This window comes from Methylosinus sp. shoA (genome assembly GCF_059718125.1).
The window spans coordinates 2,747,467-2,764,646 of the sequence record NZ_AP046091.1; the positions used below are offsets into that span (position 1 = coordinate 2,747,467).

Sequence of the window (17,180 nt, forward strand, 5' to 3'; positions counted from 1 at the left end):
CTCGTCACGAAAATCGGCGCAGCCCTCGATCCTTTCGCCGCAGAAGCGGAGGTCGAAGGACGCGTCACCGTCGCAGAGGTCTGTGACTGGTATCTCGCGGAGGCCGAAGCCGGTCGCATCCTCGGCCGGCGCCGGCGGCCGATCAAAGCCTCCACCTTGGCGATGGACCGCAGCCGGATCGACTCCCACATCAAGCCCTTGCTCGGACGGCGGCAGGTCGGCGCCCTGAAGCTCGGAGATATCGAAGCCGCCCAGGCCGACATCGCCGCCGGGAAGACGGCGAAGGCGCGCAAGGGCAGCCGCGGCGGCGCAACCACCGGCGGCGAAGGGGTCGCCGCTCGAACGCTGTCGACGCTGCACGCGATCTTCGAACATGCGGTACGCGTCGGCAAAATCCCGAGCAACCCGGCCAAAGGCGTTCGCCGGCTCGCCAGCGCGCCTCGCGAACGGCGGCTCAGCCGCGCCGAGATCGAGCGTCTCGGCAAGACGCTGCGCACCGCCGCCGAGGACGGCGAGCATCCGACCGCACTGGCAGCCATCCGGTTCCTTCTGCTGACCGGCTTCCGCCGCATGGAAGGCCTCGGAGTCGAGCGCGGCTGGCTCGACGAAGAAGAGGGGGCGATCCGATTCCCGGACACGAAGAGCGGCGCGCAGACCCGCGTGATCGGACAGGCCGCCATCGACCTGCTCCTCGCTCGGCCCGAAGCAAAGTCGCCGTTCTTCTTTCCGGCAGACTGGGGGGAGGGGCATTTCATCGGCGTCGTCCGGGTGCTCGACCGCATCTGCGAGCGCGCTCGCCTCGCCGACATCACGCCGCACACGCTGCGCCACACATTCGCCAGTCTCGCCGGCGATCTCGGCTTCTCTGAGCTGACCATCGCCGCGCTGTTGGGACATGCCTCGCGAGGCGTGACCCAGCGCTATATCCATATCGACGAAGCCCTGCGGATGGCGGCGGATAAGGTCGCTGACGAGATGGTCGACATCCTCGATGTGCTTTCCTTCTCGGATAGGGAGGTTGATCCAAATGCAAAGAGATCTTGGCCCAGGATCAAAGGCAGTCCGGCTAACTTGCCGCAGGCGTGTGACGGCGGCGACGCGAATTCTGGTTCGATCCGGTTAGTCCGCCGCCTTCAGGGAGATTTCCCCTTTTCGTTCTTCCACATTGACGTCGTCTGCCTTGCAACTTGCACCACGAGCTACCGAGAAGATCATGACAAATGTCCCGGATTATGAGTTTTCTTTCGGAAAGGACCGGCACCTGAAGGGGTGGGGATGGCGTGGCCTGCTGGCGCTTGCATTCCTTCTGACAGCAACAGTTTCGGTATTTTGCGTGGGAGGCCCTGCAATCTGGTGTATAATTACGCTGCTGATAAGCAAAGCAGGGCAACGGATGTTACCCTGATTTGTGGGGTCAGGGTCAGGAGATCCCAACATCTCTCAGAGCTTCTTTTAACCGCCTGAAATGCATTGGAGATGGACGCTGGTATGAATTGTCTTTCAAAGCCGCTACGGTCCGACCACATCATGTTGAACTGGGATGGCTTCGCTGCGCGTAGAACAGCACTCGGCCTGCCGGAAGAATTTGGTCGAAACAGTCGAAGTCCCGGACATTTCGCGTCAGAACCGTCCATCCGCGTTCGAGCGCCTGGAGATAGAGGCTCGCGTCGTTCAACAAGAGCATCCGTTCGCTTCGCTCGAAACGCAGGAGACGCGCGACTAGACCCGCCAGCATCCCCGCTTCTCCCATCGCGGTCTCTGACGGCGATGAGATGCGATGGGTGGGAATATCCTCGATCGTCCGTCGGATCTCGCGCAGCACATCTTTCGTGCCGACATGAGCGGGATCCAGACGGCCGAACAGGTGCGTCATCTCCGCCAAGCAAACGGTGGAGTGGTTGATGATACGCGCCTCGAGCAACTCGTCGACGCTCGCCGGCGTGCGTCCTTGCAGCACGTCGATGTAGACACAGGTATCGAGCAGCAGCTCAGAGCCCGCGGAAACCGGCGTTTCAACAACCGGCAAAGCCTCGAACGGGCGCAACGGGAGCGCGTCCGCCTTGCGCTGCGGCTTGACCCGCCGAAGCGCGCGAGAGAGATCAAAGCTCAAGATCGATATCTTGAGCAATCCGGCCCTTACGACGGACGAGCTTCGTGCCGAAGTCGTCCTCGAGCGCCACTTTCGCCAGCGCGTATTCGAGCAGTTCGGTGTCGGAGTCTATGCCGGACTTCTTTTTCGCGGCCGCCACCAGCTCGCGACGAATCCGCCCGCCGATCCGGCCGTTCTCGCCGCCCAGCAGGCCGAGTTCTCGCGCAGTATCCATGACTGCGCGTCGCCTGACGCTCGACTGAGCCGGGAAATCGGAAGCTTCGTGGATCGGCTTCGGCATGGCGAGTCACCTCGTTAAACAAAATAGAGATTCTGGCCAACAGTTGCAACATCCATGAAGGGCGACGTGATTTTCTTCTGCGGCGCGGGTGTGTCCCAGGCGAATGCACGCCTGCCGAACTTCGAGCGCCTCGGCCGGCATGTCATCCGAATTCTCGGCGCCGCGCTCGACAGCCCGGCCCGGCGGCTGCTCGACAAGGCGCTCGACATAGGGCGGATGGCAGGCGTGGGCGGGCTTCTCGCCACCGATCGGGTGTTCGGCTTGCTCGAACGCGAGTTCGACGTGCGTGACGTTCGCCAAGCCGTTGCCGAAGCGATCCGCCCTCCGGACGGCTATGGATTGGACGCGCACCGTATCCTGCTCGATCTGGCGACCACGCGTGCCGGCGTGACCCGGCTGGTCACGACCAATTTCGATCTCTTGTTCGAAGAGTGCCTGCCGGACCTGCCTCGCTGGGGACCGCCCCGGCTGCCCGATCCTTGCAACGCCCGAGAGTTTCACGGCATCGTCCACCTCCATGGCCGAGTCGACAAGGACTATGTCGGGCCGTTCGACGATGAGTTCGTAGTATCGAGCGCCGATTTCGGGCGCGCCTACCTGTCGTATGGCTGGGCGACGCGCTTCATCCAGTCGCTGCTCAGTCGGTACCAGATCGTGTTCGTCGGCTACTCCGCCGACGATCCGCCGATGCAGTATCTGCTCGAGGCGCTCAACTTGCATTCCGGGACATCGGCGCGCCTCTTCGCCTTCCAGGAGGGAGATGCAGGCGAGGCCGCCGCGCTGTGGGAACATCGCGGCGTGCGGGCCATAGCGTTCGACAACAGCAGCGGCTACGGTCCGCTCTGGGATACACTGGCCACATGGGCTGCACGCGCCCGCGATGTGGACGGCTGGTATAACGAGCTGATCGAGCGCGCCGCCGCCGGACCCGCGGCAACCGACCCGCATTTCCGCGGGGTCATCGCGAAGATGCTGGCGACCCCTGAAGGCGCACGCCGTATAGCCACTGCGGCGGAAACGCTCGACGGTCGCTGGCTGCTGGCGCTCGATCCTGCGCAGCGCTACGCGCCGTCGGGCCGGGTCGAGCCCTATGACGACACGACGGAGATGTTCTTTCCCTTCGACGCTCTCGGCTTGGATTGCGACACGCCGTCGGAACCGTTGAATCCGGATGATCCGTTTCACCGCCGCCCACTCCCGGAAGGCATGTTCGATCCTTTTGCAAGAAACTTCCTCGACGACGAGGATGGCGGACAGGTGGGAGCCGGCGTGCTGCGTGGCCCGAACGTGTCCGCGCTGGCGCCGATGCCCTCGAGGCTCTCCAGTCTCGGCGTCTGGATCCAGCGTGTCGCGCACGAGCCGGTAGCGCTCTGGTGGGCCGCCCATCAGCAAGGACTGCACCCGCATATCCAGCAGCATATCCAGTCCGCTTTGCGCGATTTTCCCGACCGCTTTCCCGAGGCGGTCCGAAAGGGTTGGCAGCGGCTGTTTTCCGCCTGGTCCGACCGCCGCGACGATCCAGACATGATTCGTTACGATCTGGAAGCGCGCGGCCGGCGCGATGGCTGGTCGGCGTCGCTCGTTCGCGACGTAGCGACGATGTACAAGCCGCAGCTGAAGGTGGAGCGCGTGTTGGGCGTTCGCCATCCTTTCCATTGGCAAGCGCCGATCCCCGACGACATGATCCGCGTGCATGTCGACTATCCTCGCCCCCATGTGGCCGTGACGATCCCCGACGCTTTTGTGCCCTATGCCGTCAGCCAGTTCCGCGGAAATCTCGAGCTGGCGATCGCGCTCGAGCATGAGATCACCGGCGACAATGATCTCTACCTGCAGACAACCCGAGCCAATGATGACGGTCCGGAACTGGACGAGGACAGCTACGGGCTGACCGGCCCGATGATCGTCTTCCAGAAGCTGATGGCGCGTTTCGCCGAGTTCGACCGAGATGGCGCGCGCGCAGAGGTCTCCCGCTGGCCTGTCGCCGATGAGCATGTCTTCGCGCGCCTCCGAATCTGGGCCGCCGGTCGGCGCGATCTGCTCGACGGCCCCGAGGCCGCATCGGTCTTCCTCGGCTTGCCGGAGCAAGTTTTCTGGGGATCGCAGCACGAGCGCGATGTGCTGTATGCGCTGCGCGACCGCTGGCCTGATTTTTCGGCCACGGAGAGTGAACGTCTCGAGGCGCGCTTGCGCGAGAGCTCGTTTCCTTGGTCCGACGATGTTCGCGGCGGTCCCACCCGCGCCGCGGCATTCGAACGTCTCAACCGAATCTTCTGGTTGTCGGGGCAGGGAGTTGCGTTCGGGTTCGATCTGGACGCCGAGATGACTGCGCTGCGTAAGCTCGCGCCTGAATGGACGCCCGCCGCCGGCGCCGAGGCTGCAGCGTCGAACGCTCCCGAAGTGTCTAGCATCGACACCGACGATACGCCCGACTCGCTCATGGATGTGCCGATCGCGGAGATCCTTCCCAGCGCGCGCGAGGCCGGCCGGATGGATATCCGCGACCGCGTCCAACGCGCGCCGTTTTCGGGTCTGGTCAAGCGCCGCCCCGTCCGCGCCCTCATGGCGCTCGCCCATGCGGCCCGATGTGGAGAGGCGCCTGGTCATCCATGGGCCGACTTTCTTCGCCTGGAAGAGCGCGACGCCAATCGTCCACGGATGATCCGCGCGATCGCGGCGAGGCTGTGCCGTCTACCGATCGATCAGTTTCGTGAAATCGCCTATCCGGTCGCCGATTGGATGGAGCGCAATGCCGCGTGGCTCTTCGAGGACGCCGCCTATGCACTGACCCCGCTGTGGAAACGAATGATCGAGGCGCTGACGATGGGATCGACCAATCCGCCCCATCGACCAGGTCGCAGCTGGGCCGACGACGCGTTGAATGCGCCGGTCGGCAAGCTGGTCAGTTTGCTGATGAAGGATCCGGCGAAAAACGGCCTCGAAATCGGCGTCGGCTTCCCTCCTGTGTGGAGCGGCCGTATCGACGAGTTGCTCGGCTTGCCGGGCGACCTGCGACGACAGGCGCTGGTGCTGATCGCGTTCCAGGTCACGTGGCTGTATACTATCGATCCGAGATGGACCGAAAAGGCGCTGCTTCCTGCCGTTGAGGACGACGGCGAGGATGGCGATGCCTTCTGGGGCGGGTTCCTCTGGGCGGCGCGCATCCCTAGCCGGGAACTCTTTGTTCGGCTGAAGCCTTGTCTGATGGCAAGGGCGTTGCGGTCCCCCGTCCGCGAAGCCCATGACAGCACCCTTGCGGCGATATTGCTCGCCCGCTGGGGCGACGACGCTGACGCCGACGAGCCCGAGCGGTTGATCAGCGATATCGAGCTTCGGGAGGTGCTGATCCATTCTGACAATCAGCTGCGGCGCCAGATGCTCAGAACTCTCGAGCGCTGGTCGAGCGGCAACCAGGGCCGTTGGCGAGAGCGCGTCATTCCATTCATTTCAGAAGTGTGGCCAAAACAGCGCGCGCTGAAAATCCCCGAAATTTCTGGGCGGCTAGCGGAGTTCGCGATGGCGAGCGGCGACCTGATGCCCGAGGTGGTGGCGCTCATCCTGCCGCGTCTTGTACCTGTGCGCGATGGCAGCTTCTTCACCATGGCGCTCAACAGCGACGATCCGAACTTTTCGGCGCGCCGGCATCCGCGTGCGATGCTCGATTTGCTCCAGGCGGTTCTGCCCGAGGATCCGCGAGGATGGCCCTACAAGTTCGAGAAGGTGCTGGAGATTCTCGAGCAGTCGCCCGAGAGCAGCGCCGACCCCCGCCTCGCCGATTTGCGGCGGCGGCGGGAACGGTAGGTTTCAACCGGAATTCCGGCGGGCGAGGACAGCGCCATCGTCTATCTCGATCGAACGCATGGATCGCGCTCATCGACAGATTCTCATGCGCGCGCCGTCGGGCCGCGCGGACACCGGCGGACGCATCGCCAGCCCGAATTCTCATCGCTGAGGCGACGCTCCGATGTCGCGCCGCTTTCCCGTCACCTGGAGCAAGCGAAGCCGGATCATGTTCCGCCAGGGCCTCTGGCGGACAGGGAAAAAGAAGAGAGAGAAGCTCCGCACGGGTTTCGGCGAGCTCGTTGAGAATGACCGATGCACCGACCGTCTCGGCGAGAACGGCGAGCAGTCCCGTGCCGGCCGAAGGTTCGAGGACGTGGTCGGCGGGCGAAATCGCCGCCGCGGTGAGAACCGCGAGGCCGAGCGGAATCGGCGTCGAGAATTGCTGGAAGGTCTCGCTTTCCTCGGACCGGCGCGTATGCGTCGGCAAGAGGTCCGCGATCTTCGACAGCATCGAAAGTGCGGCGGCCGGAGAGCCGGCTCTGCGGAAAAGCGGCTTTCCGTATTTGCGCAGGAACAGAACCGTCGCCGCCTCGCAGGCGTCATAGCCCATCTTCCAGTCCCAGGCACCGGAGGCGTCCGATGCGCCGAAGGCGGATTCCATCGCCGAGCGAAGAATGGCGGTGTCGATGCGTCGGCCATGTTCGAGATGGGGAAGCAGGCGGCGAGACGCATCGGCGATCGCGGCGCTCGACGCCTATCTGCGCATCCGGGCGACAGTCGCGAGTGTGGATGATCATGTGTTCCTGACCGTCGGCGGCAAACCGATGGGGCTCGGAGCGGTACATGCAGCCTTCCATGTGATCCTGGACAAGGCCGGGATCGCGCCGGATCGACCACGTCGCCCGCGTATCCATGACTTGCGCCACACCTTTGCGACGCGCGCGTTGGCGCGATGCGCCATGCGCCGCGAGGATGTCGCCCGCGACTTCGTGGCGCTCTCGACCTATCTCGGGCACGGCCATATCCGACACACCTACTGGTATCTGGAGGCGACGCCCGACTTGATGGGCGACATCGCCGCGGCCGCCGGAATGCTGGCTGCGGAGGTGATCGTATGACGCCGATCGCACCGCTCATCACCGTGTTCCTGTGCGAGCACATGCCTCGGCAGCGCGGGTATAGCGCACATAGCTGCGAGGCCTATGCGACCTGCTTCCGCCTCTTGCTGACCTTCGCCGCCGATCGCCTGAAGACGCGGCCATCGCGGCTTACGCTGGAAGCGATCGACGCCGCGATGGTGCTCGCGTTCCTCGCTCATATCGAGCAAGACCGCGGCAACAGCGCGGCGACGCGCAACTTGCGGCTCGCCGCGATCAAGGCGTTCATGCGCTATGTCGAACTTCAGCGCCCGAGCGCGTTGGCGCAGGTCGCGCAGATCGATGCGATCCCCGGCAAGCGCCACGACCACAAGCTCATCCGGCATCTGACGATGCAGGAGGTCCGCGCCATCCTCGATGCGCCGGACACTTCGACCAGGTGGGGAATCCGCGACCGAGCGATGCTGCACCTGTGCTTCGCTGGTGGCCTGCGTGTCTCCGAGCTTGTGGGAATGACGATGAGCCGCATCACTCTGCAACCCAGCCCCAGCATTCTCGTGTTCGGCAAGGGTCGCCGCGAGCGCAGCCTGCCGCTCTGGAAGGATGCCGCGCGCGACGTTCGCGCCTGGCTCGCAGTGCGTGGGAAGCCGCAAGCGCCCGAACTGTTCGTCAACGCGCAAGGCATGGCGATGACGCGGGCCGGGTTCGAATATATCCTCGAAAAGCACGGTCGGGCCGCCGCGCGACAATGCCCGACGCTGGTTGACCGCACGCTGTCGCCGCACCTGTTGCGGCATAGTTGCGCGGTGCTGATGCTCCAGGCCACGCGTGATATCCGCAAGGTCGCACTCTGGCTCGGTCATGCGGATATCCGGACCACCGAGATCTACCTCGGGATGGATCCCTCCGAAAAGCTCGAGGCCGTCGAAGCGGTGCTCCCGCCCGCGCTGCGACGTGGTCGGTTCAAAGCGCCTGACGCGTTGATCGCATCGCTGATGGCCGATGCGCACACGGCGCCGACGTGAGTGGCGGGCGCCGGACGTCCGCGATCGTTGCGGGGATGGCTCGATCCGGGTGCGGATGTTCTCCTCGGGCGCGGTGTCGCCGCCGCGACCAACGGGCCTTTGTGTGGGCGGATCGGCCCCAGGATGCGGTCTTCGACCCGGCCTCGTCCCCGCAACAGCGTCGCCGACCTTCTTCCCCGCCTCCCTGCGGGAGGCTCCTCGCGGGACAACAAGCTCGGCTCCCGCCGTCCTCCGCTGGCGCTGCGGCCTTGCAGGTGCGGGGCGGCCGTCCCGGGGCTCCTGATCGCCACAAGGCCGCGATGGTCGCGGGCTTGGAACACAGCAAGAGGAGCTACATCATGTCCCAGATCGGCTCGTTCACCCGCAGCAACGATGGCGTCTACACCGGCGCGATCAAGACCCTCGCCATCGACGCCAAGGCGCGCCTCGTCCCCAGCGATCCCGCCTCCACCAGCGACAAGGCCTCCGACCTCCGGGTGGTCGTCTCAGGAGTCGAGATCGGCGCCGCATGGCGCCGGACCTCGAAGGAGGGCCGCACCTATCACTCGGTCAAGCTCGACGATCCGTCGTTCACCGCCCCCATCTACACCAACCTGTTCGAGGGCGAGAACGGCGAATACGCGCTGATCTGGTCGCGCTGATCGGCGCCCGCGACGCCCTGCCACACTGCAGGGCGTCGCGGACTTCGCCCCGTTATTATGCGGAGCGACATCGCCGCCAAAGTCCCGGAAAACCGCCACTCCCCGCGCCAGACTCCGCATAATCGCGCGCTACGCATAATCGACTTTATGCGGTGCACCGCATAAAATCGACATAGGCGCCGCCTGGTCCAAGCGCTCCAACGAGGGTCGCGATTATCTCGGCCTCAAGCTCGACGATCCGAGCTTCAACGCCCCGATTTTCGCCAACCTGTTCGACGACGATAGCGGCGAGGGCTACAGCCTGATCTGGTCCCGCCCGAGCCGCCGCAACGGCGACTGACTGACCGATTTCGCGCCCCGCCAACCGGCGGGGCGCGTCCCGTGCAATCGAGCATGCTTTGCGCTCCACGAAAGCGAAAAATGACCCCAAACGGACATTGACCTTTAATGTCGTGAAGGTCCGGAAGGAAAACGCCGCTGAGCCAAGGCGCCTGAATTCCAAGGCTGCTAAAGTGAATCGTCCATATCGATTTCGTCTTGATTGCGAGGCGCATTCTCGTCGATCGAAAGACCGAACTTCGAGAGAAATTGTTGCTCAGCCTCAAGAATCGCTGTTTCTCTAAATGAGATAAACTGTTCAAATTCATCGTTGATAAGCGCCTTTAAGGCTTCGGCCGAAACATAGTGCGACGAAAGCCTTGCGGCCCCGTCAATGGCTTCAGCTGCCGCGATAAAGGTTGACCGTGCGTTTCGCGGATAACCTTCCGGCAATATGACTCGGTTTGCCGGATTAGAAACGATTGGACGTCGGTGGTTCGGAAAGAAGTAAGGAATGTCTCTCGCCGCGACGTCGGCAAAAATAGCAAAGCCGTCTAGCGACGTGCCATCACGCGGGTCCCGAGGCTGTCCCGACAATATCTGCACGAGCAGAGAAGCCCGCACGCGCGCCGATCGTCGATCGTAAGACCGCGGGAACGGCCGTATCGGACGGTTGAAAAAGACTTTAGAAAATGTTTCGACTGCCCCTGGAGTTTCTTTCGCGAGAGCCCTCATGACATCGCCAGCCTGCCGAATGTCAGTGGTGTTGGCACCAGCAAACCAGCCGTTAAACGATGTCGCCCAAAACCACTTTTGGAGCAGTGCCTCCCGATCGACTGGCATGGGACGGGACGTATCACTGGCCTGCTCGCCGAAATAGATCGAAAGCATCACAATAATGTTGGCATAGGGCAATAGACGACTGGACTTTAATCCGATTTTGTCCCGCAAGAACTTGACGCCGAGAATCACCGCTGCGCTGGCGCGCTCGACCGCCGGCCGTAGTTTTTCGTGAGATGTACGATTGACGATTCGCTCATACGAAGGACGTGTGAAATCTAGACCTGCGAGAGCTAAAATAATCTGTAGTACAATCTGCCTCTGGAGGTCGCCAAAGCTGACCTCTCTTAGGTTACCCAAGATGCTATCGATCGAACTTGCGAGATCAAAAGCGCCTTCGCTAACGTCACGGAAAGTGAGCGCTGAGACCATCTGGTCAGGCGTCATCTCGCGGCCGCGCTGGTTCACCCGTGCAAAAATTGTCACAGCGTCATCTAGCGAACCAGATCGTATTACTGTCATAGGAATACGATATTCGCGAATGGCGCGTTGAACAGCGTCGGCGCGATCGAGAAGCTGTATGCTTTCCCCTTCCGTAAAGAGGGACGAGCTAACGATTTCCCGCGTGCGGCGGGCAAAATCGGCAGTGCGAAGGACACTTCGAAGCGGCAGCTGGTAGAGCGGGATTTCGGATGGATCCTTCTTGTGCTCGAACTGCTCAGAGCGGAGGTCATAAACGATCCACCACCGCCAATCGTCGACGCGCTCGCGCGGATAGTTCTCGGGCAGGCGAAGAACGCCAAGTAGCGTTGCTAGTCGCTGATGGCCATCAACCACGTAGGACCGCATTGCGGGCCCTTCTGAGGGAAGCAGTATCGGGCCAATTGCTTCAAGGCTCGAAATATCAGTCCGATCCGTCTGCCAGATGAGGAGAGATCCGATCGGATAGCCCTTGAGCACGCTGTCGAAAAGCTGGATCATGTCATCGGGCGCCCAAATATAAGGGCGCTGGAACCGCGGTACGCGAACCTCGCCGGATACGACATTCTCAAGAAGGTCGCTCACGGGCACGATTGCTGGGCTTGCGCTTGTTGCAGGTAAGCTCGCCACGGCTATATCCTCATATAGATTGCTTCGAGAATACCTAGTATCTCGGCTTTGTCTTTTTTGCTGGTCAGCATTTTATCGTTCCAGTTGGGTCGATGCCGTGTTTCCACATAGGCATCTGCGAGCCTTCGTCCAAAGCCACCGCGAAGCTGAATCCAGTCATTGTCATCGACGCTTTGAAAAAGGCTCTTCTCACCATTCGAAATGTCGTTGCTTGCAAGATATTCCCCTTTTTCAGGCGATAGGTTTCCGCCGAACCTGAATCCTCTCTTCATATGATAGTGTGCCCGTTGGTCCTCCGTTAATCGGAAAAGCGCGCCAATGCGCAGATGGAATTCGGTCGAGGAATCGACATTGCGCATCGCAGCTTCAGGAAGATAACTCTCTATAGACCTGCGGCGAAGTTGCCTGACGAAAGCGACGTGCGGCTCAGCCTCCGCACGAATGGAAGCGTTGGGATCATCGCCTGGAAATCGGGCGTCGTTGTCCATCACGATACAGGCCCAGAGCCGTCGCGCATAGGTATGAGCACCGTCGTCCCTAGGCCACACGCCCTGCGAGATAATCTTGGCCGATCGCACCAGGGAGTCTTTGCCGCCCGCGTGCCGGAATTGTAAGCGGCGCTCTCGGTGTGCCGCGAGGAATCGGTTGAAACCGAGCGCCTTCGCCATCCAAAGGAGAAAACTACCATCATACCATTCATTCTCGACGATCACGCTGAATGGAAGCGACAGGAACATGATCGCATCGAGCGGATGAAGACAGGTATCTGCCTTTGCGACGTCGACTCTGCCGCCCCTCGAACAACTCGCGTCAATCGTGACCGAGTTCTTGTCTGCGAGCGAATCCTTCGACTGGCGAACGGTGTCGTGTCTAACCAAGTCTCGGTCGGCTCTTGCGCGCCCGCGCAGCCAGTCGCTTGCCAAAAGATCGGGAATGCCCTCGGGGGCGATTGCGTGACGCTTGTCCTCAACGAAGAGAAGCAGCACGTCGAAGATTGGGTACCATTTAGGATCTCCGAGTGTCTTTGTTTCTATGATGATCCTCATAGGCCCCGCGCTCGGCTCGCTCTCCGCATTTCGGTAAGATCGTTTAGTGCTTCCTCGAATACGCCAATCGGCCATGCGTCGGGGTTGCCGGCGCGATCAAAATTAATCACGCGCAGCGGCTCTGGTTCCTGCTCTTGCGTTTCGCGGTGATTGAGCGACCATAAGGTCACCTTATTGTGGTCTAGGCCTTCCGCAATTCGGCGACGAATCCGCATGATAAACTGTTCGGAATGCGTCTCGGCGATGCAGGTTAACTGCTCGTGCTGTGCATCCGGATTCGTAGTATCAATTAATAGGTCGGCGAGTTCGCCATGCGCGGCTGGATGTAGGTGAAGCTCCGGCTGTTCGACGATGAGAATCGAGGAGTGAAGACGTCCAATCCGGTGTGCAAAATGCTGCACGACGACCGGAAGCGCTTGGGAAAAGCCAGCACCCGTATCCGCGAAGCTGACTTCAAGGTCTGAGATTATGTCCTTGACGAATATCTTGGATTGGTCACTTGAAACATCGACCGCGATTCTCTGCCCCATCGCCTTGGCAAACCAGGCGCTAACTTCGTTGGTCAATTGTCCGGCGTGACGGAGGCGATCGTCGGCGAGCAGTTCGAGCGCCCGCTCCCCGCGTGGGCCGAGTGCACGGATGCTCTGGCTTGGAAGACGCGAGAACCGCATTGGCTCGGCCCGGAATGGCCCCAGATAAGATGGCATGGGTAAGGCAGACTGGAAGACGCCTTGAATGGTCGCGATGCGCTCTCCCAATTCTCCCCCAGCCGCCGAGGGAAATAGGCCTGCAAATCTCAAGGCGCGGGAAATAGGGGCAAGCTCGTGTCCGGTAAGGCTGTAAACTGGATCGGTCGCGGTAAATTGCTCCTCGTTTGCGATCTCAGCGACGATCATTTCTGTCCCGTCTTGAATGATTACGAAACGCTCTATCACGAGCGAGCGCGTCTCTGCGACGTGTCGCAGAGTAGCCTCGAAACCGAAAGTTTCGTCGTTGTCCCTGACCTCCAAGCCGACGGAAAAGGGTAGTGCGCCTCTCATATTCACAAGGTCCTGGAACGAGGAGGCGTGATCGACCCCGCCGGCGGTCAAGTCAAGCGGCCCGTTTGGATCCTTTGATATGGCGCTCGCGAGGAGGAGCGGCAGACGGGAAATGATGCTCTTGCCACTGCCATTACGACCGATAATGATCGTTATCGGCGCAAGCTCGACGCGCTGCCGTTCCTTGAAGGCTCGATACCGGCTCCATGTCAGCGCACTTACTCGAAACATCTTTTTGTGACCTCTCAATTGCAACGGCGTCACACGCGCTCGGCACAACGACATCTTGGCCTGTGCGTCACCCGAGCATTAGCCAAGATATAGTTCAACGCCGGGACTTTGGCTTCACCGTAGTCGTCCAACCAGCTCGAACATCTTTTTGGCATGGATGTCTGGACGGCCGACGCGGCGATGATCCAGAATGGATCTACGTCACTGTCAAAGGCAGCTTCGTTTCAGTGAGGACCCTAGAAGCAGCTACCATGAATGACTACTAGGGTCGACTTCGGTCATCGGGCGGGCAAGATCGCTGGGACCGCTCTTGGCGCCTCATGGACATTTTCGGCAAACCCGCTATCGCTCAAGTCGTGTCGTGAGCCTTTTGCAGCTCAAGCGTCTCTCCGCTTGGCCTCTCGCCTTTCCTCCGCGCGAGGCTGCTCGGGGGTCCAGCCAAGCGACGCGAGGAAGGCTGACCTCTGCCCCCCTGATCGTGTTCCTCACAATGTCTACGACACGACCCTCGCGCTTGGAGGGCAGACAAGTGGCGGCGGCGCGGCGCCATCCTTCCGTTCGAAACGAGTGTCGATTTGGTCATCAAACATCCTTTCGGCGATCGCGTCGGCGCTCACCATAGCCGCAGAATGATGGGCGACGCCAGTGCGTCGGCCCTGCGTCGCGCGCTACCCCGCCCTTGTCGACGAACTGCGCGGGCGCGGGCAAACGCCGCCGAAGCAGAACCGACCATGCGCAATTCCAGAAAATTTCGGCCGCCTGAAACGGGAGAAGCCCCCGCCATTCCGCAGCGTCTCATCGCCGACGTGGCCATGCGCACCGGCGTCATGGCGAAGCGGAGGTTTTTGGCGGAAGTTGCGCCGGTTCCGACCGGTCTCGAGTCGTCCGCCGACCTCAACCGCGAGCTTTCGGCCTGTTCCGCTTGAAAAGATCGGCGGGCTCGACGCCGAATGCGTCAGCGATTCGACCTATAATAGCCACCCTCGCTGACACATTGGCGCGCTCGATCGCACCGACATAGCGAGAACTCAGTTGCGCCTTCTCGGCAAGCGCTTCCTGCGTCCATTTCCTTGCGTGACGCAGGCGACGCACATTCGCCGCTATGACCTCCTCGATCTCCATCGTCGCATGGAAGCCGAGTCGAGAACGTTCATTCCAGGAACGAACGTTCCTATTCGTCCGCGACCATGCTACGTTGGGCTTCCGCCGATCCGGTGGGTCCTGCATCCCAGCGCGTAACGCGATGCGCCGATTGCATCACCGTCGGAATAGAACCGCAATCAATCTCGAGATATAATCCTGCCTACTCGCCATGAATTCGCCGGCATAGAGCGACAGGCAAGTCCGCAATGAGCACGCCAGCCTTCGAAGATCGTCCGCCCCTCACCGATCACGTGAACGCCTACGACGAACGTCACCTCACGACCTACCTGCGACTGCTGGACGCCGCCGAAGAAGGCGCCGACTGGCGCGAGGTCGTCGCGGTGATATTCGGGATCGATCCGGAGCGCGAGCCGGAACGGGCGAAGGTCATCCATAAGAGCCATTTGGCCAGGGCGAGATGGATGTCCGCAGCCGGCTACCGGCAGCTCTTGGGCACGCGCCCGCAATAGTCTCTCTTCTCGCCTGCCATAAAAAGGTCATGGGCGCTCGCGGCACGCGATGCAACCCTTTGGGCTAGTTTTGGTTCTGCCATTCCGGGATCGTCGAAGTCGCCGCTCGAGCTACGAGGCCAAGCCGAGGAGCGCTTCATGCCGACGAATTTTTGGAAATCTCCTGACTCTATCAAGCAATTGAACGAGCTCGCCCCTTCCGGATTCGCCCTCGAATTCCTGCGCCGGAATCCGGAATATCGCCAGGATCATCGCGAGACGCTGAGGCGGATCGAACACGGCGCCGTCGACGAAGCGACCGCCCTTTCGAGCCTCGCGCGTCGCTGGGGGTTGCAGTTTCGCTCATGACCCGGAAACTCCCGCAGGAAGGGAGCCAGCGCTCTGGCTCCCTGAGATCGACCCCGGCACGCTGATCATCGCTTCGGCGCCGCCCCGCTTCGCGGCGGATGCGACCTTCGCTCCGACCGCCTTTGGCAACGTCGTCGCCGACAGGTCCGACGACGGCGACAGGCGAGTCGTGATTCACAACGCCCGAGGCGAGATTCATCTTTGGATGAATGACGGCGCGCCGAGCCGTCCAGCGATCATCCTACCGCTCGACGCGTCGCTCGAAATCCGGCTCGAAAGCGCGTCGCGGTTCGCACGCCTCCTTCAAGGTGGCGCCGCGGGGCCCCTTCCTCGCGCTCTGCAATTGACCGCGCAACGACGCGCGCGTCTCATCCTGTTGCTGCATGTGCTCGACTTTCGGCTCGGCGGCGCGGGGCCACGCGATATCGCCGCGTCCCTGATCGACGCCGAGGATGCCACACTTCCCGCCATCGAGTGGAAGAACTCGCCGACGCGCCGCAAGGCGAACCGTCTCATCCACGATTCCATCGCGCTGATGAACGGCGGCTACAAGCGGCTGCTCCGTGGGGGCTAACCGCACCACGCCATTCTCCCCACGTCGCTGACGTTCGAGCACGAGGAAACTCCGCGTCGAAGGGGGACACGGACCGGCCTCAAAACTTCGTCCTCCCCCTGCGCTTCTCTTCTCCGCCACGGTGATCTCGAAACGCCGCGGCGTCCCTGCGGCGCACCTCACCGCTACGGAGGCGTCTCTTGCGCGACAAATCACCCGAAGGCGCCACGCGCTTCGTCCGGACGCATGAAGCCGCGCGAATGCTCAGCCTCCCTGCGAGCAGTTTTCGATCGCCGTCCTGCTTGACGATGAACTCGGGCATTAGCGGCAGGGCCACGTTGTGGCGGGGCAAGACGATCGTCGCCGCCAGCATGGAGTGATAGAAATTGGTCTTGCCGTTAGAGCGCTTGCGCGTCTGGCGGTGCAGAAAGCCGAGCTTCTGCGAGCAGAAAGATTCGGTTCGGTCGAGCTCGATGAGGGCGCTGTCGTCGAGGCGCTCGAACGCCTTCATGCCGGCGGTCTCGCGCAGGACCGGGGTGCCTGATCGAACGAGGATTGTAGGCAGTAGGGCGGTACGGGATCGAGCATCGAGCGGAGGTGATTGTCGGTCGGAATCTTCGTCATGCCGAAGCGTCTGGCAATTGCAGACTTGCGTCCCTCCTTGAGCGAGCGCTGATAGGCGAGGAACGACTCCGATTTGCCTGAAGAACAAGGAAAAGGCCGACAGGCCGATATCGGCCATCGAATAGTCTCCTGCGCCCTTCCGCTTGTCGGGAAAGGCGGCGCAGGCGTCAGGCAGCCCGGCGGGGAGGCGGTCGAGAATCCGCACCCCACCTTGATCAGAAAGCCAAGCCTACGAAAACCGAAAAAGCGCAACCCGGCCAGGGCAATTTAGAATTGCTGGTTTTCGATGTGCCAGCTTGCCCGCTGAGCGGTCTTCTCTCACACGGCCGCACCTCTCCTATTATTGGGATTCGGAGGTGCCGCGCCGGACGACGGACCAGCGCGCTTTACGTCACGGCGGCAGGCCACGGGTCGTGGCGCATTTCCGCTATGCCGTACACCAGGGAAGGGTGCTGATTGGGAGCTTTTCCCTACGCTGCGCCATAGGTCCGACGATGTAGGGAGAGACATCCCACCCCTAAACGGCTGTCGCATTTTCCGTGCTTACAATACGCTTACAGCAGCCGATAAGAACCGGAATG

General features: G+C 61.8%; 15 protein-coding genes and 2 pseudogenes. 9 read left to right on the forward strand and 8 right to left on the reverse strand.

What is annotated here, in order from left to right; translation table 11 throughout:
• Positions 1-162 precede the first annotated feature (162 nt).
• A complete protein-coding gene (locus tag AC6IW9_RS12465; RefSeq protein ID WP_497772514.1) occupies positions 163-1,236 on the forward strand; it encodes a tyrosine-type recombinase/integrase in 1,074 nt (357 codons plus the stop codon).
• A 289-nt stretch (positions 1,237-1,525) separates the two neighbouring features.
• Here AC6IW9_RS12465 and AC6IW9_RS12470 read toward each other — a convergent pair whose 3' ends face one another.
• Positions 1,526-2,110 (reverse strand): type II toxin-antitoxin system VapC family toxin, encoded by a 585-nt coding sequence (locus AC6IW9_RS12470; protein WP_497764038.1) that lies wholly within the window; start codon positions 2,108-2,110, stop codon positions 1,526-1,528.
• Positions 2,100-2,390 carry a hypothetical protein gene (locus AC6IW9_RS12475; RefSeq protein WP_497764039.1) on the reverse strand — a complete coding sequence of 97 codons (291 nt, stop codon included), beginning with the start codon at positions 2,388-2,390 and terminating at the stop codon, positions 2,100-2,102. Before AC6IW9_RS12475 ends, AC6IW9_RS12470 begins: the two co-directional genes overlap by 11 nt.
• A 54-nt stretch (positions 2,391-2,444) precedes the next feature.
• Between AC6IW9_RS12475 and AC6IW9_RS12480 the strand changes: the two genes are divergently transcribed.
• On the forward strand, positions 2,445-6,191 hold the full coding sequence (locus AC6IW9_RS12480; RefSeq protein WP_497764040.1) for an SIR2 family protein: 3,747 nt from the start codon (positions 2,445-2,447) through the stop codon (positions 6,189-6,191).
• Between the two features lie 235 nt (positions 6,192-6,426).
• Here AC6IW9_RS12480 and AC6IW9_RS12485 read toward each other — a convergent pair.
• A pseudogene (locus AC6IW9_RS12485) lies at positions 6,427-6,912 on the reverse strand (methylase); the annotation flags it as partial.
• Here AC6IW9_RS12485 and AC6IW9_RS12490 point away from each other — a divergent pair.
• From AC6IW9_RS12490 to AC6IW9_RS12505, 4 genes and pseudogenes are all read left to right on the forward strand, one after another.
• Positions 6,860-7,291, forward strand: coding sequence for a tyrosine-type recombinase/integrase (locus tag AC6IW9_RS12490; protein ID WP_497764041.1), 432 nt, complete (start codon positions 6,860-6,862; stop codon positions 7,289-7,291). The pseudogene AC6IW9_RS12485 and the gene AC6IW9_RS12490 overlap by 53 nt on opposite strands.
• Positions 7,288-8,295 (forward strand): tyrosine-type recombinase/integrase, encoded by a 1,008-nt coding sequence (locus tag AC6IW9_RS12495; protein ID WP_497764042.1) that lies wholly within the window; start codon positions 7,288-7,290, stop codon positions 8,293-8,295. Before AC6IW9_RS12490 ends, AC6IW9_RS12495 begins: the two co-directional genes overlap by 4 nt.
• A 338-nt stretch (positions 8,296-8,633) precedes the next feature.
• On the forward strand, positions 8,634-8,936 hold the full coding sequence (locus AC6IW9_RS12500; protein WP_497764043.1) for a DUF736 domain-containing protein: 303 nt from the start codon (positions 8,634-8,636) through the stop codon (positions 8,934-8,936).
• Positions 8,937-9,099: 163 nt separating this feature from the next.
• Positions 9,100-9,276, forward strand: a pseudogene (locus AC6IW9_RS12505) (DUF736 domain-containing protein); the annotation flags it as partial.
• Between the two features lie 167 nt (positions 9,277-9,443).
• Here the strand turns inward: AC6IW9_RS12505 and AC6IW9_RS12510 are convergent.
• The 4 genes from AC6IW9_RS12510 to AC6IW9_RS12525 form a co-directional block, all read right to left on the reverse strand.
• Entirely contained in the window at positions 9,444-11,144 is a 1,701-nt protein-coding gene (locus AC6IW9_RS12510) for a GmrSD restriction endonuclease domain-containing protein (RefSeq protein ID WP_497764044.1), read from the reverse strand.
• 2 nt (positions 11,145-11,146) lie between these two features.
• On the reverse strand, positions 11,147-12,190 hold the full coding sequence (locus AC6IW9_RS12515) for a hypothetical protein (protein WP_497764045.1): 1,044 nt from the start codon (positions 12,188-12,190) through the stop codon (positions 11,147-11,149).
• Positions 12,187-13,494, reverse strand: coding sequence for an AAA family ATPase (locus AC6IW9_RS12520; protein WP_497764046.1), 1,308 nt, complete (start codon positions 13,492-13,494; stop codon positions 12,187-12,189). The genes AC6IW9_RS12515 and AC6IW9_RS12520 overlap by 4 nt, the downstream gene beginning before the upstream one ends.
• 861 nt (positions 13,495-14,355) lie before the next feature.
• Complete coding sequence (locus tag AC6IW9_RS12525) at positions 14,356-14,688, reverse strand: helix-turn-helix domain-containing protein (RefSeq protein WP_497764047.1); 333 nt, start codon at positions 14,686-14,688, stop codon at positions 14,356-14,358.
• 122 nt (positions 14,689-14,810) lie between these two features.
• Here AC6IW9_RS12525 and AC6IW9_RS12530 point away from each other — a divergent pair, with 122 nt between their 5' ends.
• From AC6IW9_RS12530 to AC6IW9_RS12540, 3 genes are all read left to right on the forward strand, one after another.
• Positions 14,811-15,074: a DNA -binding domain-containing protein gene (locus tag AC6IW9_RS12530; RefSeq protein WP_497764048.1), complete on the forward strand. Its 264-nt coding sequence runs from the start codon at positions 14,811-14,813 to the stop codon at positions 15,072-15,074.
• Positions 15,075-15,212: 138 nt separating this feature from the next.
• Positions 15,213-15,422, forward strand: a complete 210-nt coding sequence (locus AC6IW9_RS12535) for a transcriptional regulator domain-containing protein (RefSeq protein ID WP_497764049.1) — start codon at positions 15,213-15,215, stop codon at positions 15,420-15,422.
• Positions 15,423-15,489: 67 nt separating this feature from the next.
• Positions 15,490-15,996 (forward strand): DUF2285 domain-containing protein, encoded by a 507-nt coding sequence (locus AC6IW9_RS12540; protein ID WP_497772515.1) that lies wholly within the window; start codon positions 15,490-15,492, stop codon positions 15,994-15,996.
• A 79-nt stretch (positions 15,997-16,075) separates the two neighbouring features.
• On the opposite strand, the gene AC6IW9_RS12545 is transcribed toward AC6IW9_RS12540, so the two are convergent.
• The gene (locus AC6IW9_RS12545) at positions 16,076-16,717 is read right to left on the reverse strand and encodes a hypothetical protein (protein ID WP_497764050.1); all 642 of its coding nucleotides are present in this window, start codon (positions 16,715-16,717) and stop codon (positions 16,076-16,078) included.
• Positions 16,718-17,180 lie beyond the last annotated feature (463 nt).